Genomic DNA, 25,077 nt, shown 5'->3' with positions numbered 1-25,077 from the left:
CGGAATAGGCCAAAACGGTATAAGACAAGAGGAGACGTCGCATGCAGGTGACCGGCAAGCTCGTGGTCGTCACGGGCGGCGCCAACGGCATCGGCAAGGCGCTCTGCGAAGCCTTTCACAAGGCCGGTGCGGCCAAGGTCGTCGTCGCCGACATGGACGCGGACAACGCAAGGGCGGTCGCAGCCACGGTGGATGGCGCGGCGTTCAAATGCGATGTCGCGCAGGAAAAGGATATTTCCCACGTCATCGAGGAGACCGAGCGGCAGTTCGGCCCGATCGAATTGTTCTGCTCCAATGCCGGCATCGGCGGCGGCTTCGACCCGATGTCGGTCAATGCCGGCGGCGCCTCGGATGAGCCTTGGCAGCGCAGCTGGGCTATCCACGTCATGGCGCATGTCTATGCGGCGCGGCATCTGATCCCGCGCATGAAGGCGCGCGGCGGCGGCTATTTCCTCAACACGATCTCGGCCGCGGGACTGCTGTCGCAGGTCGGCAGTCCGGCTTACTCCACCACCAAACATGCCGCGGTCGGCTTTGCCGAAAATCTCGCGATCTCTCACAAGGCGCACAACATCCGTGTCTCGATCCTCTGCCCCCAGGGCGTCGATACCAACATGCTGCGTTCGATCCCCAAGGGCCCGCAATCCGGCGACGGCGACCTCTCGCCCGAGCAGGTCGCCAAGGACGTGCTCGCCGGCCTCGAACAGGAGACGTTCCTGATCCTGCCGCACCCGCAGGTGCTCGGCTACATGCGCAAGAAGACCGAGAATTACGACCGCTGGATCGGCGGCATGGCCAAGATCCAGGCCAGGATGCGCGACGAGTTCGGGACGTAGGGAAGAGGCCTGCCACGACCTCCGGTGTCGTCCTGGCGAAGGCCAGGACCCATACCGCGAGGTCTACCGATCTTGCCGTAGTTGCAGTACCGAACGACAAGTCTTCGCCAAACTACTCCCTGGGGTAATGGGTCCTGGCTTTCGCCAGGACGACGGCATGAAGCGCAGTGCGCCCCTAATGCTTCTGCCCGTACAGCACCGGCACCGCCGAATCCACGATCACCTCGACGAGGCTGGTCCCTTCGAATGCCATCCCGCGCTTGAGCGCTTCGCCCAGCTCGGCTGCCTTGCTCACCCGCACCGCATGGCAACCCATGCCCTCGGCGAGCCGGACGAAATCGATCCCCGGCAACTCGAGTCCCGGCACGTTCCTCACCTGCATCACCTGGCTGAATGAGCGCATCGCGCCGTAGCCGGAATTGTTGATGACGACGATGGTGAGCGGCAGCTTGCGCTGCGCGGCGGTCCACAGTGCCTGGATCGAATACATCGCCGAGCCGTCGCCGATCAGGCACACCGTGCGGCTGTTCGGCTTGCCGAGTGCCATGCCGACCGCGGCCGGCAGCGAGTAGCCGAGGCCGCCGCTCGCCATGGTGTAAAAACTGTCCTGGCCGCGCATCGGCATGAACTTTTGCATCGCCGGCCGGTGCGAGGGGATTTCCTCGACCAGCGACGCGCCGTCCGGCATCGCCTGCGACAGCGAATGCAGCAGGAATTCGACCGGGAGCGGATCGGCGGCTTGCGGCGCCGGCGGCAGCGTTCGCCCCTTCGGTGCAGCGCGCTTGCTCTCCGGCAAGAGGTCGAGCAGCATTGCGAGCGCCGGCTTCATCGTCGCGATGATGCTGGTTCCGACCGGCGTTACCGCTGCGGCATCCGGGTCGTCCGTGATCTGGAAGAGCGTCGCACGGCCGTCGAAGATCGCGGCGTGGCCTTCGACGTGGAAAGTGAACACCGGCGCCCCGATCACGACGACGAGGTCGTGCTCGCGCAGCGCGTCCGACAATTGCGCCGGCGAGGCATGCAGGAAGCCCGCGAACTGGGGATGGCGTTCCGGGAACGAGCAGCGCGCCGAAAACGGGCTGACCCAGACGCTGGCCCTGGCCTTCTCGGCCACGCGCACCATCAGGTCGACCGCGCCAGCGCGATCGACGCCGGGGCCGACGACGAGGGCAGGGTGCTTGGCCGAGCCGAGCGCGGTGACCAGCGCCGTCATCGCGTCAACCTCGGGCCCGATGTCGCGACTAACCTTGCGGGCTTCGATGGGAGCTGCCGCATGCGCCCAGTCGTCGACCGGGATCGAGACGAAAGTCGGCCCGCAGGGCGGCTGCATCGCGGTGTAATAGGCGCGCGCGATCGCGGCCGGCACGTCCTCGGGCCGCGCCGGCTCCACACTGTATTTCACATAAGGCCGCGGGAATTCGGACGCACGCTCCGCATAGAGGAATGCCTGCAAAGGCAGGATCGAGCGCGCCTGCTGGCCCGCGGTGATCACCAGCGGCGTCTGGTTGCGATGCGCGGTATAGATGTTGCCGAGCGCGTTGCCGACGCCGGCGGCCGAATGCAGATTGACGAAGCCGGCATTGCGCGTCGCCTGCGCATAACCGTCGGCCATGCCGACCGCGGACGCTTCCTGAAGCGCGAGCACGTAGTCGATGTCGTCGGGCCAGTCGCTCAGGAACGGCAGCTCCGTCGAGCCAGGGTTGCCGAACACGCGTCTGATGCCGAAGGAGCGCAGCAGGTCGAGTGTCGCCTGCTTGACGGTGACGGATTTGCTGCCGGTCTTGCCGTTCTTCGCCATGGTTTCCGTTCCCTGATGTTGGTCGGCGCTGCTAACCCAGCCGTCATTGCGAGCGCAGCGAAGCAATCCAGAATGCCGCCGCGGTGACAGTCTGGATTGCTTCGTCGCTTCGCTCCTCGCAATGACGAGGAGAGACTATCACCACACTGCCGTCCCCTTCATCGTCGGCTGCCCCTCCGCGTTCGCGGTCCACAGCTCCATGCCATCAGCGGTCTCGTTGGCGTTGATGGAGAACTCCGAGCCTTCGAACAGCGGCTGCACCCCGCGATAGGTGAACTTCTTCGGAGCCTTGCCGCCGCGCAGCTTCGCGGCCATCTCGATGATGAACGTTGCCTGCAACGGCCCGTGGAAGATCAGGCCCGGATAGCCCTCGACCTTGGTGACGTAGTCGCGGTCGTAATGGATGCGGTGGCCGTTGAAGGTCAGCGCGGAATATCGAAACAGCAGCACGGGATCGGAGACATGGGTCTCGCGATGCTGCGCCTTGGGCGGCGGAGGCGGGGTCTTTGCCGGCGCGGACGTCGTCGTCATTTCGCGATAGACGATGTCCTGCCGCTCGCGGATGGCGATGCCGCGCGGCGACGAGATGCTGTGCTCGACCGAGACGAAGCACAGCGTGCCGGTCGAGCCCGTCTTCACCTGTACGTCCGCGATGCGCGATGTCCGCGTCGATTCGTCGCCAACGCGCAACGGCTGCAGGAACTCGATCTCGCCGCCGGCCCACATCCGGCGCGGCAGCGGCACCGGCGGCAGGAAGCCGCCGCGGGTGGGGTGGCCGTCGGGGCCGAGCATCGACATCGGAAACACCGGCTGCGCCAGGCACCAATGCACCGTGAACGGCGCCGCATCGCCCGGCTTGGGCGAACCGACCTCCTGGAACAGCGTCGCGCGCAAACCCTTCACGAGCTGCGCGGTGACGGTGTCGGTGGCCTCTTCGCTGCGGCCGATCCATTGCCTGAGATGATCGATGTCGAGCTGCTCGGTCATGACGCCTCGCTCTTGTTATTTTTTGGATTGGGGATTTTCGCCGATCGCCGGCACGGCACCATAGCTGCGCGTCTCGCCGACGATGATCGGCGCCGGCGCGGGATAGCTGACACGTCCCTGCGGCGTGTCGACCTCGATGCGGCGCAGATGCGGATGCTTGGTGAGGTCGGCCATGGTGTTGACCTCGGCAAAGGCGATGTCGGCGTCGGACAGCCGCCTCAGCAGCTCATCGCGCGTCATCTTGCCGAAGGCATCCGCGACCGTCTTGTCGGTGAAGTCGCGGTTGCGTACGCGCTCGACCATGTTGGCAACGCGGGAATCGGCGGGCAGATTCGGCTGGTCCAGCACTTTTGCGCAAAGCGTCTTCCACTCGCGCTCGCTCTGGATCGAGATCAGGATGTCCTTGCCGTCGCTCGACGTGAACACGCCGTAGGGTGCGATCGAGGGATGGCGCAGGCCCATGCGCTTGGGCGGATTGCCGGCTTCCGAGTTGAGCAGCGGCACGGTGCACCAGTCCGCCATCACGTCGAACATGGAGATGCGGATGTCGGCGCCCTTGCCGGTGCGTCCGCGTCCGATCAGGGCTTCCAAAATCGCCGCATGCGCGGTCGCGCCGGTCGCGACGTCGACGATCGACATGCCGACCCGTGAGGCGCCGTCGGGATTGCCGGTGATCGAGGCAAGGCCGCTCTCGGCCTGGATCAGCAAATCATAGGCCTTGCGGTGCGCATAGGGGCCCTCGTCGCCATAGCCGGTGATCGTGCACGAGATCAGTTTTGGATAGTCCTTCAGCAGCCGCTCGCGCGAAAAGCCGAGCTTGTCCATCGAGCCCGGCTTGAGATTCTGGATCAGCACGTCGGCGCTTGCGATCAGTCGCTCCAGCTCGGCGCAGCCTTCCTTGGTGGCGAGATCGACGACCGCCGATTGCTTGCCGCGATTGAGCCACACAAAATAGCTGCTCTGGCCCTTGGCCGCCGCGTCATAGCCGCGGGCGAAATCGCCTTCGGGCCGCTCGATCTTGATGACTTCCGCGCCGGCATCCGCCAGCCGCGACGAGCAGAACGGGGCCGCCACCGCCTGCTCGACCGCGATCACCCTGATCCCGTCAAGTGCTCCCATGGTGCTGCCTCAGTACGAGCGGGGCATGCCGAGCACGTGCTCGGCGATGAAGGACAGCACGAGGTTGGTCGAGATCGGCGCCACCTGATAGAGCCGCGTCTCGCGGAATTTGCGCTCGACGTCGTACTCCTCGGCGAAGCCGAAGCCGCCATGGGTCTGGACGCAGGCATTCGCCGCTTCCCACGACGCATCGGCCGCGAGCATTTTTGCCATGTTGGCCTCCGCGCCGCAGTCGAGCCCGGCCTCGTATTTACGCGTCGCTTCCTTCACCATCAATTCGGCCGCGCGCATCGCGGCGTAGGCCTTGGCGATCGGGAACTGGATGCCTTGATTCTGGCCGATCGGCCGGCCGAAAACGCTGCGCTCCTTGGCGTAGTTGGTGGCTTTGGCGATGAACCATTTGGCGTCGCCGACGCATTCGGCCGCGATCAGGATCCGTTCGGCATTCATGCCGGAGAGGATGTAGCGAAAGCCCTTGCCCTCTTCGCCGATCAGATTTTCCGCCGGCACCTTCATGTCGGTAAAGAACACTTCGGTGGTGGCGTGGTTCATCATGGTGCGGATCGGGCGGATCTCGAGGCCCTTGTTCTTGGCCTCGCGCATGTCGACGATGAACACCGAAAGTCCATCCGTGCGCTTCTTGACCTGGTCCTTCGGCGTGGTGCGCGCCAGCAGAAGCATCAGGTCGGAATGTTCGGCGCGGCTGGTCCAGATTTTCTGGCCGTTGACGACGTAGCCGGCATTGCCGTCCTTGCGTGCGAAGGTCTTCAGCGAGGTGGTGTCGGTGCCGCTGGTCGGCTCGGTGACGCCGAAGGCCTGCAGCCGCAATTCGCCGCTCGCGACCTTCGGCAGGTATTTTGCCTTCTGCTCGTCATTGCCGTGCCGCAGCACGGTGCCCATCGTGTACATCTGGGCGTGGCAGCCGCCGCCGTTGCAGCCCGCGCGCTGGATCTCTTCGAGGATCGCGGCGGCCGCAGAAAGGTTCAGGCCTGCGCCGCCATACTCCTCGGGGATCAGCACCGAGAGATAGCCGGCCTCGGTCAACGCGTCGACGAAGGCCTTCGGGTAGGCCATCTCACGGTCGAGCTTGCGCCAGTATTCGCCGGGAAACTGCGCGCACAGCTTTGCGACGGCTTCGCGGATGTCGGCGTGATCTTCGGTGTGGTGTTCTTCACTCATGGGGTTTCCCGTATGTGCGGCAGTTAAGATAACGCCGGCCGATCCTCTGGCGTTGTGAAAACAATGCCAGCCCCTATGCTCATTTGCTATAGCGTATGGAGTAGCCTTCCAGGATTGGCAAGCATGGATTTCCGTCAGCTCAGGACCTTCAGTTGCGTGGCGGAGCTCGGCAGCCTCTCCAAGGCGTCCGACACGTTGCGTGTGGCGCAGCCGGCGCTGTCCAGGCAGATCAAGCTGCTGGAACACGAACTGCGTACGGAATTGTTCACCCGCAACGGCCGCGGCATGGTGCTCACGGATGCCGGCCGCCTGTTGCTGGCGCGCACCTCCGGCATCGTGCGGCAGATCGACCAGATCCGCGACGACATCCAGTCGTCCAAGGGGCCGCCGTCCGGCCAGGTCGTGCTCGGCCTGGTCCCGACCGTGAGCTGCGTGCTGTCGGCGCGCTTCGCGCGGCGCTGCGTCGAGAAATTTCCCGGCATTTCGCTGCGCATCGTCGAGAGCTACAGCGGCCATCTCGTCGAATGGCTGCACCGCGGCGAGATGGATCTCGCCATCCTCTACGGCCGCTCCGCCGATCTGCATCTCAACGTGGAGAGCCTCGGTCGCGACAACATCGTCGCGGTGGGTCCGCGCGGCTGTGGTCTGGCGCGCAAGAAGAGCGTCGATGTCGGCTGGCTGCTGCGGCAACGGCTGGTGCTGCCCAGTCATTCCCACGGCCTCCGCGCGCTGATCGAGCACGCGGCGGCCCAGCGCAAGATCAAGCTCAACGTCCAGCTCGAAGCGGATTCGTTCCGCGTGCTCACGAGTCTCGTCGAGGAAGGCCTCGGCTTCGCGCTGCTGCCGCCCTCGTCGGTCCACGGCGAGGTCGCGGACGGGCGGCTGGAAACCGCTGTCGTCTCGAAGCCGATGACGCGCGAGCTCATATTCGCCTCTCCGATCGACCGTCCGGTCTCGACGGCCTCGGTTGCAGTCACCGCCCTCCTGCGCGAGGAAGTCGCCGCCTGCCGCAAGGAAGGCGTGTGGGACATCAGGTTGAGTTAGATGTGCCGGTGCGGTTTAGGACAGTAGGCCGTGTGCGACCCATCGCATGTTGTGCGAACTGTCATGCCGGAATTTTATAGCTGGGGTGGAGTCGTCCGCTCTTAATCCACCCTCGGTGTCATTGCCCGCGAAGGCGGGCAATCCAGTATTCCAGAGCCCGCAGTGCTTCAGCCGAGAAGCCGCGGCGTACTGGATGCCCCGCCTGCGCGGGGCATGACAGTGGAGCCTACCCCGAAATCCTCACCGGCAGCGACTCATATCCCTTGATGAAGCTCGAATAGATCCGCTTGGGCTCGCCGACCACCTCGATCCGGTCGAAGCGCTTCAGCATCTCTTCCCAGACGATCTTGAGCTGGAGTTCGGCAAGCCGCATGCCGACGCAGCGGTGGATGCCGAAGCCGAAGGAGAGGTGGGTGCGCGGCCGCGGGCGATCGATGACGAACTCGTTCGGCCTCTCGAACATCTCCTCGTCGCGGTTGCCCGAGACGTACCACATCACGACGCGGTCGCCCTTCTTGATGTGCTTGCCGCCAACTTCAGTGTCCTGCAGCGCAGTGCGCCGCATATGCGCGAGCGGGGTCTGCCAGCGGATCACTTCGGGCACCATGGAATCGATCAGTTCTGGGTTGGCGCGCAGCCTGTCGTACTGCTCCGGGTTCTCGTTCAATGCCAGCACCGAGCCGGTCATGGTGTTGCGCGTGGTGTCGTTGCCGCCGACGATGAGCAGGATGATGTTGCCCATGAGATTGTCGGGATCCATGAACCGCGTGGCGTCGTTGTGCGCCATCAGCGACAACAAATCGTTGCGCGGGGCGGAGTTGACGCGCTCGTTCCAGAGCTTGGACATGTAGGCGTAGCATTCATCCATCTCGCGACGGCGCTCTTCGGCCGAAGCCACGATGCCGCTCTTGGGCAGCGCGGTCGCGACATCGGACCAGCGCGTCAGCTTGCGCCGTTCTTCCCAGGGAAAGTCGAACAGGGTGGCGAGCATCTGCGTCGTCAGCTCGATCGAGACCCGCTCGACGAAATTGAAGGTCTCGTTGCGCGGCAGATTGTCCAGCACGGTCTGCGAGCGTTGGCGGATCAGTTTCGCCAGCTCGTCCAGATGCGTCGGCGTGAACATCGGCGACACCGTCTTGCGCTGCGACGAATGACGCGGCTGGTCCATGGCGATGAAGCTCGGCCAGTCATAACCTTCCGGCACGTCGCGGATCCCGATGCCGCCGAGCGTTGAATCGGAGGAGAACAGGCTGTGGTTGGTATCGACATGCATGATGTCGTCGTACTTCACCACCGACCAATACGGCTCGATCGGCGCATTGGTGCAGTAATGCACCGGCTCTTCCTTGCGCAGCCGCTCGAACCACGGCCACAGGGTGTCGTCCTGGAACAGCCTGGGCGCGCCCGGGTGGAACTGCGCCAGCGGGGTCGCATAGGCCTCCTCGCGCGCCCTGCGCATGCGTTCTGCCTTGTCCACTTGAACCGGCGCTTGGATGTTCATGGTGGTTGCTCCAGTTGCTTGCTCAACCTCTCCCGCGTGCGGGAGAGGGGGCGCAGCTTCCTTGTGGACGTGTCGAACTCATCTTTGCGAATCTAAGCCGCGATCTTCACCGGCAAGGTTTCGAGACCCTTCACGAAACTCGAATAGACCCGCTTGGGTTCGCCGACCACCTCGATGTGGTCGAATCGCTTGAGGATCTCTTCCCAGATAATCTTGAGCTGGAGTTCGGCAAGCCGCAAGCCGACGCAGCGGTGGATGCCGAAGCCGAACGAGAGATGCGTGCGCGGGCGGGCGCGGTCAATGATGAATTCGTAGGGCTTTTCGATCGCGTCGGCGTCGCGGTTGCCCGAAACGTACCACATCACGACCTTGTCACCTTTCTTGATCTGCTTGCCGCGGAACTCGAAGTCCGCAAGCGCGGTGCGGCGCATATGGGCCAGCGGCGTCTGCCAGCGGATCACTTCCGGCACGAAGCTGTCGAGCAGCGCGGGGTTTTCGCGCAGCTTGCGATATTGCTCCGGATGCTGGCTGAGTGCGTCGAGCGATCCGGACATGGTGTTGCGAGTGGTGTCGTTGCCGCCGACGATCAAAAGGATGAGATTGCCAAGAAAGTTCTTCGCGTCCATGTCGCGCGTCGCGGCACCATGCGCCATCATCGACAACAGGTCGCTCTTGGGCGGCTGCTCGATGCGCTCCTTCCACAGCCGCGCGAAATAGCCCGCGCATTCCGTCAGCTCGGCCTGACGCTCGTCTTCGGTGGCGACGAGGCCGTCGGGTCCGGGAATGGTGGTCGCGATGTCCGACCAGCGCGTCAGCTTGCGCCGGTCCTCCCAGGGGAAGTCGAACAGCACGGCGAGCATCTGCGTGGTGAGCTCGATCGAGACGCGGTCGACCCAGTCGAACACCTCGCCACGCGGCAGATTGTCCAGGCACTCGGCCGAGCGCTTGCGGATGCTCAGCGCGAGATTGTCCAGATGCGTCGGCGTGAACATCGGCGCCACGGTCTTGCGCTGCGCCGCGTGACGCGGCGGGTCCATAGAGATGAAGCTCTCGCGGCGCAGTTCCGGATCGATGTCGCGGATGGTGATGCCGCCGAGCGAGGAGGCCGAGGAGAACACCGAATGATTGGTCTCGATCTCCATGATGTCGTTGTAGCGCGTCACCGACCAATACGGGCCGAACATCGAGTCCTTGCAATAGTGCACGGGATCTTCGCGGCGCAGGCGATCGAAATAGGGCCAGAACGTATCGGTCCTGAACAGCTCGGGGTCGCCCGGATCGAACTGCTCCAGCGGCAGTGACGTTGCGCGTGCGCGTAACGCGTCGAGCTTCGCCGCGCTTTCGATGGTGCCATGCATGACCGCTCTCCCTGACATGAACCGCGCGTTCTCGTTGAATTCTGCACTGCGGTATTTGATTTGCAATTACAGCCGGTTGTCTGCGCCGGAGCAAGGGAGAGTTTTGCCACATGGGTGTGATGTAGCCCGGATGGAGCGGAGCGAAATCCGGGATCGGTCCGCTACTGCCGCTGTCCCGGATTGCGCTGCGCTCCATCCGGGCTACGAGGCCATTGATCCAATAACGTGATCTCGCGCACGCCCTCGGCCGTGAAATCGTGCCAGAAATCGACCGGAATCGAGCTAAATCGAACCCGCCCATCTTGGGGATCGACTAATCTCTGATCTATAAGTTTGATCGAACCAGGTCCGCACCCCGAGGTTGCCGCCGTGAACGACATGCAATGGGCCCCCATCGGCTCCGAACCCTTACCCCCACCGCTGCCGCCCACGCGGGTCGATTTCACCGGCAACCGTACCGAGTTTCGCAAATTGGTCACCAAGGGTGCCATGCTCGAGCTCGTCACCTTCGGCTTCTACCGGTTCTGGCTCGTCACCGACATCCGCCGTCATCTGTGGGCGAACACCGCGGTTGATGGCGACGCCGCCGAATATACCGGGCGGGCCAAGGAGCTCCTGGTCGGCTTCCTGTTCGCGCTCGCGATCCTGGTGCCGATCTACCTCGCTTACTTCCTTGTCGGTATCGAGTTCGAGCGCTGGCAGGGCTTTGCCTCGACGCCGCTGTTCATCAGCTTCTACGCCTTCGGTCAGTTTGCGATCTTTCGCGCGCGGCGCTATCGCCTGACGCGCACGGTCTGGCGCGGCGTGCGGTTCTGGATGGACGGATCGGGCTGGGCCTATTCGTTCCGCGCCATGCTGTGGGGCTTGCTGGTGTTCCTGACGCTCGGGCTCGCATTGCCGTGGCGCGAGGCCTCGCTCGAACGCTACAAGATGCGGCACACTCATTACGGCGATTTGCGCGGCGATTTCAAAGCCGACGGCTGGACGTTCTTCAAGCGCGCCTGGTGGCTGTGGCTGCTGAGCCCGATCGCAATGGTGATCTTTCCGCTGGCGCCGTTCTTCTATGCCGAATTCAAGGCGCGCGAGTGGCGCTGGTGGCTCGACGGCATCCGCATCGGCGACGTGAGCCTGTCCTCGCAACTGCCGCACAACGCATTCTACTGCCTGTACTGGAAAGTGATCGGCTGGTGGACGCTGCTCTCGGCCATCTTCGCCGCCTATATCGGCGGAGCGACCATGCTCGTGGTCACGCTGAGTGGTCTTTCGGTCGAGCAGGCGTTGGGGCCCGGCAATGCCGGCAAGAGCATCCCGACACTGGTGATGATGGTCATCGGCTACCTCGCTCTAGCCCTGGCCCTCAACATCGTCATGCGGGTCTATCTCCAGCGCGATCTCTGGGCCAAGGTGCTGGAAACGGTCGATGTGCACAACATCGCCGCAGCCGCGGATGTGCGCGGCAGCGCCGAGCTTGCCAGCGCGCTGGGCGAAGGCTTTGCCGATGGACTCGATGTCGCGGGATTCTGAGCTGTGAGTGACGTATTCGCTGAGGCCCCGGCGCAATCCGCAAAGCCGACCATCTTCTTCGACGGCGTGTCGAGCCGCAGGCGGCAGGTGACGCTGACGCTCAGTGACGCGCTCGAGATTCTCGAAGAGGGTGCGCCCGTTCGCTGGGCCTATGCCGACATCCGCCGGGCCGACAGCCCGCCTGGCATTTTGCGGCTCGCCTGCGCTTCCGCGCCGCCGCTGGCGCGGCTGGAAATCCGCGACGCTGTGCTCGCCTCGGACGTGACCGCGCGCTGCATGCGGCTCGACGACCACCAGACCTCGCGCCGTGGCGTCGCAAAGATCGTCGGCTGGTCGATGGCAGCCGCCGTCTCCATCGTCTGCGTCGTGCTGTTCGGGGTGCCGCTCGCTGCCGACCGCCTCGCGCCGCTGGTGCCGAAACCGATCGAGCGCCGTATTGGCGATGCGTCGGAGGTTCAGGTGAAGACCATCTTCGGCCGCAATGCGTGCGAGGATGCGGCGGGGAAGGCGGCCTTCATCAAGCTGGTCAACCGCCTGCGCGATGCCGCCGGCCTGGACGACGATTCCATGACCGCGGGCGTGCTGCCGACTCCGGTGCCGAACGCGTTCGCGCTGCCGGGCGGCAAGGTCTTCGTGCTGAAGGGCCTGCTCGACAAGGCCGAAAGCCCGGACGAGCTTGCCGGCATCCTCGCCCACGAACTCGGTCATCTCAAGCATTACGACAACATGCGCGGCCTGATCTATAACGGCGGCACCTCGTTCCTGATCGGCCTATTGTTCGGCGACGTCACCGGCTCGAGCGCCGTGATCTTCGCCTCGCGTAGCGTGGTCGAGGCGTCCTATTCGCGTGAGGCCGAGACCGCTGCGGATACGTTTGCCATCGAGATCATGCACAAGCTCGGCCGCTCGCCCAAACCCGCGGCGGAACTGATGTTCCGCATCACCGGCAAGGAAGGCGGCGGCCTCGCGTCGATCCTGGCGAGCCATCCGCTGACCGAGGACCGCCTCGCGCGCATGACGAAGGAGGATCGCCCCGCTAGCGGCCCGCCGCTGCTGACGGATGCGGAGTGGCAGGCGCTGAAGGGGATCTGCGGCAGCGGCAAGATCTGAATCTCTTGCCGCCGACGCGTCGGCCCCGCGCCAAATCACCAATCGGCGAGGAACGATCCGTCGGGGTCTGGTTATCCCCGATAGACAGCGGGAAGTTCCTCATGGCTTACGGTCGTTTCGTCACGATGATCGCGGCTTCCACCGTGATCATGTTCGCTCTGATGTATCTCAACACCTTCGCTCTGGATCACGTCTGGTACAGCCAGACCCGGACGTGGATGGCGTTGCTGATGGCCGCCGTGATGCTCGCTTTCATGTGGGGCATGTACAGGAATCGTACGGCGAACGTCGCCATTCTGGCTGCCAGCGCTGTCGTGTTTGCGGTTTCGCTCTGGCTCGTTCGTAGCCAGCAGACCGTGACCGACGTTGCCTATATGCAGGCGATGATCCCGCATCATTCCATCGCGGTTCTCACCAGCGAGCGCGCGCACATCAGGGATCCCCGAGTCCGCAAGCTGGCCGACGACATCATCGAAGCCCAGGTGCGGGAGATCGGCGAAATGGAACGGTTGATCGCCGACCTCAAGGAGAAGCCCGCGCCCGCGGATGCGAAGGATCTGCCTCCGCGGCCGCCGACCTGACGGAGCGGCCTCGTATCACTTTGCCGGGGCGGTCGGATTGGTTGAGCCCGTGGTGACGCTCGGCGCGTTGTTCGGACTGGTGGTTGTGGTCTGCGGACCGACGTCGCGGCCATTGTAGAAGAAGACGGCTGCGACTACAGCGATCACGAAGACCGCCCCGATCGCCCAGCCCACCGGGCTGTTGCGGCGTGCTCTGTCTGCTCTGCGGTCATCCTGATAGGTCATCGTGCTCTCCATGGTAGAGCAGGAAAACCTTGCGCGAGCGAAGCTGTTCCTAATGTGACGCGGTTTGCAGGCCGACGCTTATCTTGTGCCGTAGGCGCGGTCGCCGGCGTCGCCGAGGCCCGGCAGGATAAAGCCGTTCTCGTCGAGACCTTCGTCGACTGCGGCCGTCCAGATCGGGACGTCCGGATGCAGTCCGCGCAGCCGTTCGAGCCCTTCGGGGGCGGCGATCAGGCAGGCGAGGCGAATGTCCTTGGCGCCGCGCTCCTTCAGCCGGTCGATTGCGGCCACAGCCGTGTTGGCGGTCGCAACGACCGGCGTCACCACGATCGCCAGGCGTTCGCCGAGATCGGATGGGGATTTGAAGAAGTACTCGACCGCCGCAAAGCTGTGCGGCTCACGATAGAGGCCGATATGTGCGACGCGCGCGGTCGGCACCAAATCCATCATGCCGTCGACGAAGGTCGTGCCGGCGCGGAGCATCGGCACGAATACCAGCTTCTTGCCCGCGATCTTGGCCGAATGCATCGTCGCCAGCGGCGTTTCGATAACGGTATCGGTGAGCGGCAGGTCGCGCGTCACCTCGTAGCACAGGAGCATGCCGATCTCCTTGATCAGCTCCCGAAACGATTTGGTCGAAATCGATTTGTCCCGCACCAGGGTCAGCTTGTGCTGCACCAGCGGATGATCGACGATCGTGACGCCTTGCATGACGGGATGCTCCTGAAATTGATCGATGCGCAATGCGACGCGTCTGGATACGCGTTAGAAAACCGTCCCGTCGCTGATCACCTTGAGCGGCGGCGAACCGTCGGGGCGGCGCGCGAAGGCGATGGCGCGGCCCGCGGCCCAGGTGCCGCCTTCCAGAATGCTGGCGAGCGGCAATGTCTCAGGGGTGCGGCCGAGTTTGGCGCGGACCAGTTCGGCGAGCCGGTCCAGCAGCGCCACGGTCAGCGCGCGCCACTCGACGACGAGCAGGGAGTCCACCGCATGCGCACGCTCGGCGTCGGCGGCGTCGCGCAGGCGCAACACCTCTTGATCGACGAACAGGCCGCCATTGCGGTATTCGGCAAGCCCGGTCAGGCCGTCGATGTCGGTGACGTCAAACCCGGCGCGCTGGAGCGGCTCGATCAGCGAATAGCTCAGCCATTGCGACAGCTTGTGCAGGGGCACGAGGCCCGAGGTCGCATCGCTGGCCTTGATTGCCGGATGGCGCCAGCAATCGCCGAGCGGAATTCCGGCAAGCTCCAGTCGCGACGGCCAGATCGGTCCGAGCTGGTTCAGCACCGCCGACAGAATCGCGGGTGCGGGAACAGCGCCGCCCTTCGCCTGTGCCGCGATGTGATCGAACAACCCGCCCGGCCGCGGCGTATCGTGCGCGCCGAACACGTCCGCGCGCTCCGTCACCAGCTTGCCCAGGCGTCGCAGCAGATCGGTCCGCCCTTCGAGCCCGAGCAGCGGATTGGCATCGCTCAGCTGAAAGGCGGAGGTGAGGGAGGCGAGGGGCAGTTTAGCAAGGATGTCCGCATCGGCCCTGAAGGGTGCGCGGGGATCGCGGGAAAAAAGACCGCTCGCGAACATGTCGAGGCTTGCAATCGCGAGTCCTTCGGATCGGCCGATGCTCCGTCCCGTCACGGCGTCGCGGTATCGCCACGCCGCACCCGCGCCGGCATCGAGCAGCACGCTGACGATGGCAAGGTCGAACTCCGCGCGTGCCCGTGCCGCGCGATGGGGCCACGGCGCCGCATCCGCAAGCCGCGCCCAGCGATCGACGCCGCCGAGCACGAAATGCCGCCAGCGCGCATGGAACGGAATCTCCAGCGTCGGATAGGCCTCGCGCGTCACGGCGAGAACGGCGTCGGCAACGCCATCCATGCGATCGAGATCGATCGTGAAATGCGTCAGCCCGTCGTTCAGGCCGATCTCGAACATGTCGCCGGCACGCGCGCGAACCGCTGCTGCGCTGAGCAGCGAACGGGCCTGCAATTCCAGAGCGTCTGCCATCAATCAATCAGTATTTTTCCAGCGAACGCCCGACCACGCCATCGACGTCCTTCTCCGGCGCGATGTCGGTGGAGTAATAGCCGGCGGCCTTCTTCGCGGCGATCTCGACATAGGCATCGGCGGGAATGAGCTCGGGCGGGATCGGCACGCGCTCGACGATGTCGATGCCCTGCGAGGTCAATGCGTCATGCTTCATGTCGCTCATCGACAGGAAGCGGTCGATGCGCTTCAGGCCGAGCCAGTGGATGGTGTCGGGCATCAATTGCTGGAAGCGCGCGTCCTGGACGCCGGCGACGCATTCGGTGCGCTCGAAATAGGCGGCGGCGGCATCGCCGTCTTCCTGGCGCTTGCGCGCGTTGTAGACCAGGAATTTCGTGACCTCGCCGAGCGCGCGGCCTTCCTTGCGGTTGTAGATCACGAGCCCGAGTCCGCCCTCCTGCGCGCCGCGCGCGGATTCCTCGATGCCGTGAATGAGGTAGGGGCGGCAGGTGCAGATGTCGGAGCCGAACACGTCGGAGCCGTTGCACTCGTCATGCACGCGGCAGGTGATCTTGGTGCGATGGTCCGGCAGCTTGGTGACGTCGCCGAACATGTAGACGGTGGTGCCGCCGATCGGCGGCAGAAACACCTTCATGTCCGGCCGGGTCACCAGCTCGGGGAACATGCCGGCGGTCTGCTCGAACAGCGTGCGCCGCAGCTCGGTCTCGTTGGTCGCAAAGCGCTCCGCAAGGCCCGGCAGATACCAGACCGGATCGATCGCGATCTTCACCACCGACACGCTGCCATTGGCATGCACGACGTCGCCGTCGGCGCGCAGGCGCTTGGCGGCGAGCGCCTCGCGGATCTCCGGCAGATCCAGCCGCGCCCGCGTCACCGCGATGCTCGGCCTGATGTCGATGCCCTCAGCGATGTCCTTGCCGAAATTTTCGGCGACGAGATGCCCCCAGGGATCGAGCGCGACGATCTTGGCGGGATCGCTCCATTGCGGGAATGGCCCGATGGTCGCCGCGGGAAACGTGTTGGTGAGATCGGGTCTACGAATCGGATCGAGCGCGCCGGCGGACACCGCGAGCGCGCGGTACATCGCATAGGAGCCGCCATGGCTGCCGATCACGTTGCGATCCCCGGCGCGCGACACCGTGCCGATGATCGGCCCGCGGGCCCGTGCGTCGGCGGCGCCCCAGTGGATCGGGAAGGCAGCTGTCCTGCCCGGCTCCGGATGGGAGGTGAGGCGGATGTGGTCGGTACGGTTCGCGCGGCTCATGACCAAACTCCTAAAAAGCCAACGGCCCGCCGCTCGGACGGGCCTTGGCTCGTCGCGCTGCCGATGCGGAACACCGGCGGCGCGAGCTCAATCCAACATATTGTAGCGGGCAGTCGCGACAGACAAGTTAATCGTGCTGCGCGGAGCAGGGCGGCTCGCGGCCAAATTCCCGTCATCCCGCAACCCGGCAGCGCCTGCCCGAGTGCCACGCCACCGCACTGGCGGACCTCGCCGCTATCGCAGTAAGCTTATGAAGTAATTATGGTTTTCTAGTTTTCAAGAGGCGCCGCGCGGCTTGCGTGGCGGGCGTCGAGTTTCCGGACAAAACGTGTCATCAAACCAAACGCCCAGATCGCCTTTGCCCTATCGCCTGCCCGGGAGACCGCCATGTCCGCCGCTACCTACATCGACCCTCGCAACGGAAAGCTCTATCCGCTGGACCAGCCGCGCTGGTGCTCGGACGAGCGCACGCCGCTGCTGGTGACGGCGGGGGCCGGGATGTCGCGCGAGGACATCGACGGCCGCACGCGATCGCTCTGGCGCTACCGGGCGGCGCTGCCGGTCGAGATCACGACTTCGATCACGCTCGGCGAAGGCTGCACGCCGCTGGTGCAGCAGGCCTGGGGCGAGCTGCGCCCGTTCTTCAAGCTCGAATGGTTCAACCCGACCGGCAGCTTCAAGGACCGGGGCTCCGCCGTGATGCTGTCGTTCCTGCGGCAGATCGGCGTCGACGCCATTCTGGAGGACTCGTCCGGCAATGGCGGCTCGTCGATGGCGGGTCTCGGTGCCGCCGGCGGCATGCGTGTGAAGATTCTCGCGCCGGCATCGACGTCACCGGCCAAGATCGCGCAGGTCCGTGCCTATGGCGCATCGGTGCAGCTCGTCGAGGGACCGCGCGAGGAATCGGAGGCCGAGGCCATCCGCCAGTCGCAACAAACCTTTTATGCCAGCCACAACTGGCAGCCGTTCTTTCTCGAAGGCACCAAGTCGCTCGCCTATGAGATATGGGAAGATCTCGGCTTTCGCGCCCCCGACAACGTCATCGTCCCGGTCGGCGCCGGCAGCTCTCTGCTCGGTTGCGCTTTTGGTTTCCGTGAGCTGTTGAAGGCTGGTCAGATCACCAGGCTGCCGCGCCTGTTTGCGGCGCAGCCGCTCAATTGCTCGCCGATCGATGCGAGCTTCAAGGCGGGCGTCGACACGCCTGTTGCGCGCGAGGTCAACAAGACCATCGCCGAAGGCACCGCGATCAAGCATCCGCTGCGCCTGCGCGAGATCATCGGCGCGTTGCGCGAGAGCGGCGGCGGCACCGTCGCGCTCACCGAGGATGAGATTGTCGCAGCGCTGCGGCGCCTTGCGCGGCAGGGCCTGTTCGCCGAGCCGACCAGTGCCAGTGCTGCCGCCGCGCTGGACAAACTATCCGCCACGGGTGCCATCAAGGCGAACGAAACCACGGTCGCCGTCCTCACCGGCACCGGCCTCAAGGCTGCGACCATCGTCGCCGATCTCGTGCAATAGGAGCGCGAAGGAGGCGAAGCCGTCGCCGTCATGGGACCGCGTTGAACCTTTGGCATCCGTCGTCAGCCTCATGAAGGCCGACATCGAGCGAAGGGAGAGTTCCATGCCCGATCAAGACCCGTTTGCTGGTTTCAAGGCCGTCCAGAAGGAAGCCTGGTCGCTGTTCACGCCGATGGAAGTGTTCACGACACCCTCGGCCGCCAAGCTCGTGAGCTTCGCCGGAGTCGCGACCGGCCAAAGGCTGCTCGACGTCGGATGCGGCACCGGCGTTGCCGCGATCACGGCGGCGCGCCGCGGTGCGAAGGTCAGGGGCCTCGACCTGTCGCCGGTCCTGATCGATCGCGCCCGCGAGCACGCGCAGCTGGCGAACCTCGATGTCGACTTTGCCGAGGGCGACGCCGAAAGCCTGCCCTATGGCGACAACGAGTTCGACGTGGTGCTCAGCCAGTTCGGCCACATGTTCGCGCCGCGTCCCGAGGTCGCCATCGGCGAGATGCTGCGCGTGCTGAAGCCCGGCGGCACCATCGCCTTCTCCACCTGGCCGCCGCATCTCTATGTCGGGCGGATGTTCGCGCTGATCTCCCGCCATCTGCCGCCGCCCGAGGGCGTGGCATCACCGGTGTCGTGGGGCGATCCCAAGATCGTCGCCGAACGTCTCGCAGGGAAAGCGAAGGACATCGCCTTCGACATGGACATCATGACGCCGTCCGCACTCAGCCCGCAGCATTTCCGCCGCACCATGGAAACGACGATCGGCCCTTTGATCAAGCTCATTGCCCAGTACAAGGACGAACCGGACAGGCTGCGGAGTTTTCGCAACGAGTTCGAGGCGCTGATTTCCGAATATTACGACGGAAGCAACAACGTGATGCGCCAGCAATTTTTGATGTCGAAGGCGAGGAAGGTGTGACTGCTTTCTCTTCTCCCTTGCGGGGGAAGAGCGCCTCTATTCCTTCAAATCGTTCACACGCCTCACCCAAATGCGCACATCGGCGAGCACGCCGGGCAGCACCGCCTTGACCTCCTGTATGGTCATGCCGGCCTTGATGCGGGGATCGTAGAGCAGGTTGAGGATGTACTGGTCGTAGACGTCGAAATAGCCCATCGAGACGTTGTCGTTGAACATGGTCCAGGGCACGCTCGCGGTGTCGTTGATCGGGCCGAGCGATTGCAGCAGCTCCTCATAGGCGCAGTCGAGGAAGGTGAAATCGCCGTTGTCGACCGTGAGGATGACGTCGGAATGCTCGATCTCGAAATTGTCGTTCTTGCGGAAGCCGGACAGGCATTGCGGATCGAGCGAGGTGCGGATCTCGCGGGCCTTCTCCGCACCGTAGAAGCTTGAGATGGTGCGGAACAGATCGCGGTCGCGCACGAGCTTCACCCGCACATTCGCGGCCTCGCTGCTGTCGATCATGGCGATGTCGAGATGCTGCACGCGCTTGCCGATGTCGGCTACGACTTTCGCGAGCTGCGTCTTGCGGTCGGCGCGGTCGCTCTCGGCGAACACGCGCACCGGTCCGTCGAACTTGCGGATGCGGTCGACGCGGCCGGCAAGATGGTATTCGGCGCCGAACGCCGTCTTCAGAAAGCCATCGACGATTTCGCCGTCGGTAAAGCTCTTCTTCTCGGCGCGCTGGCGCGAGGCGACCGCGGGCAATTCGCCCGCGACGGCGATGGTAGCGGTGTCAGGGGCAAACGCGACGGTGGCGAGTGCCAGCAGGGCGATGCGAAAGCCGGACGAAGACGGGGCCAATGCGCTCATTGCCAGGCGACGCTGCCGTATTCGGAACCGACGCACAAGACCGCATATCCACGCGCCCGCCGGTTCCTGCTAGTTGTTCAGCACGACCACGGTGGTGCCGACCCCGACGCGGCCGTAGAGGTCGGTGACGTCGTCGTTGGTCATGCGGAAGCAGCCCGAGGACACCGCCTGGCCGATCGTCTCCGGCTCGTTGGAGCCGTGGATGCGGTAGAGCGTCGAGCCCAGATACATCGCGCGCGCGCCGAGCGGATTCTCGACGCCGCCCTTCATGTGACGCGGCAGGTCCGGCCGGCGGGCCAGCATCTGCGACGGCGGCGTCCAGTCCGGCCATTCCTTCTTGGCGGTGATCCTGTGCACGCCGCCCCAGCGGAAGCCGTCGCGGCCGACGCCGATGCCGTAACGCAGGGCCTGACCGTTCTGGAGCACCAGATAGAGCCGGCGCTCCGAGGTGTTCACCACGATCGTGCCGGGGGCGTAATTGCCGTTGTACATGACGGTGGTGCGGGGAACCGGGCTCGAGCCGCCGCGGAAGAAATTCGGGCCGCCGCCCATGATGTCGCGGGAGTCGAACTCCTCGGCGAAGGCGCCGCCGGCGGTCGCCGACAGCAGTGCGATGGCGGCAATCGGCGCGGCAAAAAACCGGATCATTGTTTCCCCCAGCAAAAAAATCGATTCAACTGAAGTCACAGGCCATATTTGCGAGCTTTCCGCAAGCCACGGCACCGTGAGGGAGGCATCCTTAATGAATGGCGTTACCAAATCGGCAACCATGCCAATTTGCCGGAAAGCATTAGCCAAACGGGCGCATCGCAGGGCGGCGATGCCGGCTATTGCTTTGACGAGACGAGCGAACAATGATTGATCGGACGGATTGTTGGAACATTGCCGGTTGCGGGAGCTGACGGATGAACGGTGCGGAAAGTCTGGTGCGGACGATGGTCAAGGGCGGGGTCGACGTCTGCTTCTCCAACCCCGGCACCTCCGAGATGCATTTTGTCGCAGCGCTCGACCGCGTGCCCGGCATGCGTTGCGTGCTCGGCCTGTTCGAAGGCGTGGTGACCGGCGCCGCCGACGGTTATTTCCGCATGAAGGGCACGCCGGCCTCGACGCTGCTGCATCTCGGTCCCGGCCTCGCCAACGGCCTTGCCAATCTGCACAACGCCAAGAAAGCGAATTCCGGTATCGTCAACATCGTCGGCCAGCACGCCGTCTACCACATCGGCTACAACGCGCCGCTGACCTCCGACATCGAGGGCCTGGCCCGGCCGATGTCGTCCTGGGTCCGGACCTCGCCGAACTCCAAATCGGTCGCCGCCGATGGTGCCGCGGCGATCGCCGCCGCCAAGAGCGCGCCGCCGCAGATCGCGACCCTGATCCTGCCCGCCGACACCGCCTGGAACGAAGCGGACGGCATCGCCGAGGTTCCGGCCGAGCAGCAGCGCGCGAGCTATTCGCCGCAGGCGGTCGAGCAGGCCGCCAAGATCCTGCATGGCGACGGCGAGGGCACGCTGCTGCTGATGACCGGCAGTGCGCTGAGCGAGCAGGGCCTGGCGCTGGCCGAGCGTATCGCCGCCAAGACCGGCTGCACCGTGATGGGCCCGACCTTCCGTCCCAGGATGGCGCGCGGCCGCGGCCGCTTCTCGATCGATCGTATCCACTACGTGATCGACAACGCGCTGCAGATGCTGGCGAGGTTCCGCCATATCGTGCTGGTCGAGTCCGACGATCCCGTGGCGTTCTTCGCCTATCCGAACAAGCCGAGCATCCTCAAGCCCGAGGGCTGCGACGTGCATCGCATGACCTCCTGGGGTGAGAATTCGGTCGCGGCGCTGGAAGCGCTCGCCGGCGCGGTGAAGGCCAGCGCGAAGGACGTCAAGCCGCAGGCCGCGGCCGAGCTGCTCAAGCCGACCGGCGCATTGACCCACGCCTCGATCGCCCAGTCGATCGCCTATGCGATTCCCGAGAATGCGATCCTGGTCGACGAATCCCTCACCACCGGGCGCGCCTTCTTCCCGCCGACCGCGGCGGCTGCTCCGCATGACTGGCTCCAGAACATGGGCGGCTCGATCGGCTTCTCGACGCCGCTCTCGATCGGCGCCGCGATCGCCTGCCCGGATCGCAAGGTGATCTGCATGGTCGGCGACGGCAGTGCGATGTACACGATCCAGTCGCTGTGGACGCAGGCGAGAGAAAACCTCAACATCGTCACCATCGTGTTCGCCAATCGCATCTACCAGATCCTGCGCGGCGAGTTCGACAATGTCGGCGCTGGCGAGCCCGGCCAGCGCGCCAATGACATGCTTCGTCTCGACCGGCCGACGCTGGATTTCGTGGCGCTGGCCAAGGGCATGGGCGTGCCCGGCCGCGCCGTCACCAACGCGGACGAGTTCAACAAGGCGCTGGCCGAAGCCGTTGCCGAGCCCGGGCCGCGGCTGATCGAAGTCCAGATGTAGGGCACCGCATCAGGAGCGCCGAGGGCCCCGAGGCAAGATGCAGACCGAGCTGAACAAGGTGATCGCGGCGCTCCGGGACTTCTACGCCCACGAAGCATTCCTGTTCGAGAAGGACATCGGCGAGCGTGCCATCACGCACCGCTTCGCCGTATATCTGGAGAAGCAATTCTCCGGCTGGTCGGTCGACTGCAACTACGACCGGCTCGGCGAGCGTACGCTGCATCTGCCGCACGGCACCATCATCTCGACCGACGATCATCTGGGCAAGTCGATCTACCCTGACGTCGTGGTGCATCAGCGCGAGATCCCGAACAATTTGCTCACCGTGGAGATCCGCAAGGCGAGCAATCACACCGCACTCGACCACGACCAGCACAAGCTGATGGCGCTGACCGATGCGCATGTCTGGTTCGCGTATTGGATCGGCGTGCTGCTGGTGCTGGACAAGCACCATGTGACGATCTCGGAAGTCTATGTCAGCGGCGTCCTCGATCAGCCGCTGTCGCGCTGGTTCGCGACGCGGTTGGAGGAGATCGGCCTGAGGGCTGCGCGGTAAGGCGCGTGTCGAGATTGTCGCCTTTAATTCAGCTATTGCTTTGAGTCATAACCCAAGCGCGATCTCAGCCCATTTCAGCATGCGGTCGCTATTGAGGAATGACAGCACCGCCGGCTCCAGTGACGCGGTCGCGCCCGGTGCGAGCAAAGCCGTCGCGGCCACCATGTCGCAGCGTTGATTGAAGGCGAGTGAGAGCGCGGCCTTCGGATTCCCCTCAACGCGATATGCCCGGCTGCGGCCGCGCATCGGACCGACGACGATCTCTCGGCCGGCAGCCGTCGGCGTTGCCTTCCCAATCAGCGCCAGGTCGCCCATCTGTTCGAGGTCGCCGTCGTCGGCAACGCCGGTGGCGCAATTGCAAAAGCCGAGCTTGGGGCGAACGTAGAGCTGGACCTCGCCGCCGCAATCTTCGGCCTTGCAGCGAAACGCCTTTCCTTTCCCCCAGGGATCCGCGCCGAAAGGCCAGTCGATTTCCGTCCACACCGGGCGGACCTCGCCGGAGGCCGCTGTTGCGCGTGCCGGTTCGCCGGATCGCAATATCCAGAGCGCTGCGGCTGCACAGAGCAGCGCACTGGCTGCGCTGATTGCAACGAATTTGCTTGTCAGGCGCATGGAAGTTGCCGCGGCACCTTTGCTAATTCTGAGCCATCAACTTTCGTGCGGCCGCGAGGTCTTCCCGAGATGAGTCGCCATTTCTCGCCGTTTCGACGACTTTGGCGTAATACTGGCGGGCCTTCACAGTATCCCCCGCTTTCTCGGCCGCGTGAGCGGCGCCGATCGTCGCGCCAAAGCGGTTCGGCTCCTTGCGCATCGTGCTTTCGAACGCGACCAATGCCTCCGTCGCCATGCCGCGTTCGAGCAGCATGGTCCCGTAAAGCTCGCGTGCGGGGGCAAGCGGACCCGGCGTCACGATGGATTTTTCGGTCTTGTCTTCGGCATCGGCGGCAAGGCGCATCGCTTCCAACGCATCCGCCTGTTTCCCCAAGGCGTTGAGCTGCCAGGCTGTAGCGACCTGCCGCTGAATGTCCACGATTTCGGCCCAATAAGCGTCCTTGTCCTGCTGCAGCTTGTCCCGCAACTCCGCCAGCTTGGCGATGTCCGCCGTTGCCGCGTCTGCATTGCCGGAGCGCGCGGCGCCAAGGGCGCGGGCGAAATAGGTGATGGCGTCGACATAGGCAAACCGGCTCGGCTCGACCTTCAGCGCGGCAGCACCCTGCCAATCACCGCGCTCGACCATATAGCGCGCTTGGCTGGCCGCGATCGCGTAGGGACCGGCGCGGACAGCCGGCGCATAGCCGGTGGTCGCAACCATGTCCGCGATGACGTCGCTGGCTCGGCTGTCTTGCGCAAGCTGGAGCAGCGCGTAGACCATATAGTCGTCGGCATGCAGCTGCTCGCTGGGGTCCTTGCCCTCCTTGGCAGCCTTGGCGGAACGGCTATTGGCGTCAATGGATTCGTTCCAGTAGCCGACGCGCGTGAAGATGTGCGACGGCATATGCAAGGCGTGCGGTGCCGCCGGCGCGATCTCGGAGTAGCGCTTGGCAGCGTCGAGTCCTTGCCCTGCGATCGCCGGATAGTCATAGAGATGGATCAGGTAATGCGCGACGCCGGGATGCCGCGGCTGGCGCTTGAAGATCGGCTCCAGGATAGCGGCGCCCTTGAGCTGGTTGGCATAGGACTTGTCGTTTGGTGACGCCGTGACATTCAGCGTGATGGCGTAGGCGATCTGCGCCTCGTCATCATCGGGATAGCGCGCGGCGACGGCTTCGGTTGCCTTGAGATAGGACTGCGCGCGCTGGCCAAACGTCGTCTTTTCGTCGCCCGAATAGAAGGCCAGCAGCGCGTCGATATAGTCACGTTCGCGTTCGCTCTTGGCGCCGAGTGCCTTGGCCTTCTGCAGCGCGGCGAGACCTCCGGTGAGGTTTTCCTTCGGCGCGGCAAAATGCGGATTGTACAGCAGGCTCAGGGCAATGCCCCAATAGGCGATCGCGCATTCCGGATCGGCCTGCAGCGTCTCCTCGAAAATTTCCTTTGCGGGCCGGTACCAGAACGAGTGCTGATAACGCATCCCGCGATCAAAGCGGCGCTGCGCCACCTCGTTGCAGGACGTCTGGAAGTGCACCTTGCCAAATTGCTCGTCGGCCCCGTCCTCCGCGCGTGCGGCAGGCGTGCCGGAAATCGAGCCTAGGGTAGCGAGAGCGAGAAGAGAAATGGTTCTCAAGGCGAGCGCGCGCATCGGCCCCTCCGTTTTCTGTTCAGAATAA

At 64.6% G+C, this 25,077-nt stretch carries 23 protein-coding genes; 9 read left to right on the top strand and 14 right to left on the bottom strand.

Annotated features, from left to right (window positions below; translation table 11 throughout):
* The first annotated feature begins 41 nt into the window (after nt 1-41).
* Nucleotides 42-836, top strand: coding sequence for an SDR family oxidoreductase (locus IVA75_RS28120; protein ID WP_247282460.1), 795 nt, complete (start codon nt 42-44; stop codon nt 834-836).
* Between the two features lie 175 nt (nt 837-1,011).
* Here the strand turns inward: IVA75_RS28120 and mdlC are convergent, their stop codons facing one another.
* The 4 genes from mdlC to IVA75_RS28100 form a co-directional block, all read right to left on the bottom strand.
* Entirely contained in the window at nt 1,012-2,634 is a 1,623-nt protein-coding gene (gene mdlC / locus IVA75_RS28115) for a benzoylformate decarboxylase (protein ID WP_247282459.1), read from the bottom strand.
* A 138-nt stretch (nt 2,635-2,772) separates the two neighbouring features.
* Nucleotides 2,773-3,621 carry a MaoC family dehydratase N-terminal domain-containing protein gene (locus tag IVA75_RS28110; RefSeq protein WP_247282458.1) on the bottom strand — a complete coding sequence of 283 codons (849 nt, stop codon included), beginning with the start codon at nt 3,619-3,621 and terminating at the stop codon, nt 2,773-2,775.
* Between the two features lie 15 nt (nt 3,622-3,636).
* The gene (locus IVA75_RS28105) at nt 3,637-4,740 is read right to left on the bottom strand and encodes a CaiB/BaiF CoA-transferase family protein (RefSeq protein WP_247282457.1); all 1,104 of its coding nucleotides are present in this window, start codon (nt 4,738-4,740) and stop codon (nt 3,637-3,639) included.
* A 9-nt stretch (nt 4,741-4,749) separates the two neighbouring features.
* Nucleotides 4,750-5,919 carry an acyl-CoA dehydrogenase family protein gene (locus IVA75_RS28100; protein WP_247282456.1) on the bottom strand — a complete coding sequence of 390 codons (1,170 nt, stop codon included), beginning with the start codon at nt 5,917-5,919 and terminating at the stop codon, nt 4,750-4,752.
* A gap of 123 nt (nt 5,920-6,042) precedes the next feature.
* Here IVA75_RS28100 and IVA75_RS28095 point away from each other — a divergent pair, with 123 nt between their 5' ends.
* Nucleotides 6,043-6,963 carry a LysR substrate-binding domain-containing protein gene (locus tag IVA75_RS28095; protein WP_027565224.1) on the top strand — a complete coding sequence of 307 codons (921 nt, stop codon included), beginning with the start codon at nt 6,043-6,045 and terminating at the stop codon, nt 6,961-6,963.
* 226 nt (nt 6,964-7,189) lie between these two features.
* Here the strand turns inward: IVA75_RS28095 and IVA75_RS28090 are convergent, their stop codons facing one another.
* Both IVA75_RS28090 and IVA75_RS28085 read right to left on the bottom strand, forming a co-directional pair.
* Nucleotides 7,190-8,464, bottom strand: coding sequence for a cytochrome P450 (locus IVA75_RS28090; RefSeq protein WP_247282455.1), 1,275 nt, complete (start codon nt 8,462-8,464; stop codon nt 7,190-7,192).
* 92 nt (nt 8,465-8,556) lie between these two features.
* The gene (locus tag IVA75_RS28085; RefSeq protein WP_219683050.1) at nt 8,557-9,822 is read right to left on the bottom strand and encodes a cytochrome P450; all 1,266 of its coding nucleotides are present in this window, start codon (nt 9,820-9,822) and stop codon (nt 8,557-8,559) included.
* Nucleotides 9,823-10,191: 369 nt separating this feature from the next.
* On the opposite strand from IVA75_RS28085, the gene IVA75_RS28080 reads away from it, so the two are divergent.
* The 3 genes from IVA75_RS28080 (at nt 10,192) to IVA75_RS28070 (ending at nt 13,037) form a co-directional block, all read left to right on the top strand.
* Entirely contained in the window at nt 10,192-11,346 is a 1,155-nt protein-coding gene (locus IVA75_RS28080; RefSeq protein ID WP_247282454.1) for a YjgN family protein, read from the top strand.
* A gap of 3 nt (nt 11,347-11,349) precedes the next feature.
* On the top strand, nt 11,350-12,456 hold the full coding sequence (locus IVA75_RS28075) for a M48 family metallopeptidase (protein ID WP_247282453.1): 1,107 nt from the start codon (nt 11,350-11,352) through the stop codon (nt 12,454-12,456).
* Between the two features lie 101 nt (nt 12,457-12,557).
* Nucleotides 12,558-13,037, top strand: coding sequence for a DUF305 domain-containing protein (locus IVA75_RS28070; protein WP_247282452.1), 480 nt, complete (start codon nt 12,558-12,560; stop codon nt 13,035-13,037).
* 15 nt (nt 13,038-13,052) lie between these two features.
* On the opposite strand, the gene IVA75_RS28065 is transcribed toward IVA75_RS28070, so the two are convergent.
* The 4 genes from IVA75_RS28065 to IVA75_RS28050 all read right to left on the bottom strand — a co-directional run bounded on the left by IVA75_RS28065 (nt 13,053) and on the right by IVA75_RS28050 (nt 16,527).
* Entirely contained in the window at nt 13,053-13,262 is a 210-nt protein-coding gene (locus IVA75_RS28065; RefSeq protein ID WP_247282451.1) for a hypothetical protein, read from the bottom strand.
* Between the two features lie 78 nt (nt 13,263-13,340).
* Nucleotides 13,341-13,970: a uracil phosphoribosyltransferase gene (upp, locus tag IVA75_RS28060; RefSeq protein WP_247282450.1), complete on the bottom strand. Its 630-nt coding sequence runs from the start codon at nt 13,968-13,970 to the stop codon at nt 13,341-13,343.
* A gap of 54 nt (nt 13,971-14,024) precedes the next feature.
* Nucleotides 14,025-15,263, bottom strand: coding sequence for a URC4/urg3 family protein (locus IVA75_RS28055; protein WP_247282449.1), 1,239 nt, complete (start codon nt 15,261-15,263; stop codon nt 14,025-14,027).
* A 7-nt stretch (nt 15,264-15,270) separates the two neighbouring features.
* Nucleotides 15,271-16,527 (bottom strand): GTP cyclohydrolase II, encoded by a 1,257-nt coding sequence (locus IVA75_RS28050; protein ID WP_007614497.1) that lies wholly within the window; start codon nt 16,525-16,527, stop codon nt 15,271-15,273.
* Nucleotides 16,528-16,914: 387 nt separating this feature from the next.
* Between IVA75_RS28050 and IVA75_RS28045 the strand changes: the two genes are divergently transcribed.
* Both IVA75_RS28045 and IVA75_RS28040 read left to right on the top strand, forming a co-directional pair.
* Nucleotides 16,915-18,042: a threonine synthase gene (locus IVA75_RS28045; RefSeq protein WP_247282448.1), complete on the top strand. Its 1,128-nt coding sequence runs from the start codon at nt 16,915-16,917 to the stop codon at nt 18,040-18,042.
* A gap of 103 nt (nt 18,043-18,145) precedes the next feature.
* Nucleotides 18,146-18,952 carry a class I SAM-dependent methyltransferase gene (locus IVA75_RS28040; protein ID WP_027565214.1) on the top strand — a complete coding sequence of 269 codons (807 nt, stop codon included), beginning with the start codon at nt 18,146-18,148 and terminating at the stop codon, nt 18,950-18,952.
* Between the two features lie 36 nt (nt 18,953-18,988).
* On the opposite strand, the gene IVA75_RS28035 is transcribed toward IVA75_RS28040, so the two are convergent.
* Both IVA75_RS28035 and IVA75_RS28030 read right to left on the bottom strand, forming a co-directional pair.
* Nucleotides 18,989-19,804 (bottom strand): DUF2927 domain-containing protein, encoded by an 816-nt coding sequence (locus tag IVA75_RS28035; RefSeq protein ID WP_247282447.1) that lies wholly within the window; start codon nt 19,802-19,804, stop codon nt 18,989-18,991.
* 69 nt (nt 19,805-19,873) lie between these two features.
* The gene (locus tag IVA75_RS28030) at nt 19,874-20,452 is read right to left on the bottom strand and encodes a L,D-transpeptidase (protein WP_027565212.1); all 579 of its coding nucleotides are present in this window, start codon (nt 20,450-20,452) and stop codon (nt 19,874-19,876) included.
* Between the two features lie 257 nt (nt 20,453-20,709).
* Here IVA75_RS28030 and IVA75_RS28025 point away from each other — a divergent pair, with 257 nt between their 5' ends.
* Entirely contained in the window at nt 20,710-22,257 is a 1,548-nt protein-coding gene (locus tag IVA75_RS28025; RefSeq protein ID WP_247282446.1) for an acetolactate synthase large subunit, read from the top strand.
* Nucleotides 22,258-22,294: 37 nt separating this feature from the next.
* Nucleotides 22,295-22,813, top strand: coding sequence for a hypothetical protein (locus IVA75_RS28020; RefSeq protein WP_247282445.1), 519 nt, complete (start codon nt 22,295-22,297; stop codon nt 22,811-22,813).
* A gap of 45 nt (nt 22,814-22,858) precedes the next feature.
* Here IVA75_RS28020 and IVA75_RS28015 read toward each other — a convergent pair whose 3' ends face one another.
* Nucleotides 22,859-23,425 carry a hypothetical protein gene (locus IVA75_RS28015; protein WP_247282444.1) on the bottom strand — a complete coding sequence of 189 codons (567 nt, stop codon included), beginning with the start codon at nt 23,423-23,425 and terminating at the stop codon, nt 22,859-22,861.
* Between the two features lie 22 nt (nt 23,426-23,447).
* The gene (locus IVA75_RS28010) at nt 23,448-25,049 is read right to left on the bottom strand and encodes a hypothetical protein (RefSeq protein WP_247282443.1); all 1,602 of its coding nucleotides are present in this window, start codon (nt 25,047-25,049) and stop codon (nt 23,448-23,450) included.
* Nucleotides 25,050-25,077 lie beyond the last annotated feature (28 nt).

Origin of the sequence: Bradyrhizobium sp. 134, assembly GCF_023074155.1 — a bacterium.
In the GTDB taxonomy this organism is placed as follows: domain Bacteria; phylum Pseudomonadota; class Alphaproteobacteria; order Rhizobiales; family Xanthobacteraceae; genus Bradyrhizobium.
The sequence above is the reverse complement of the archived record's forward strand: the minus strand, read 5'-3'. Positions and strand labels throughout refer to the sequence as shown.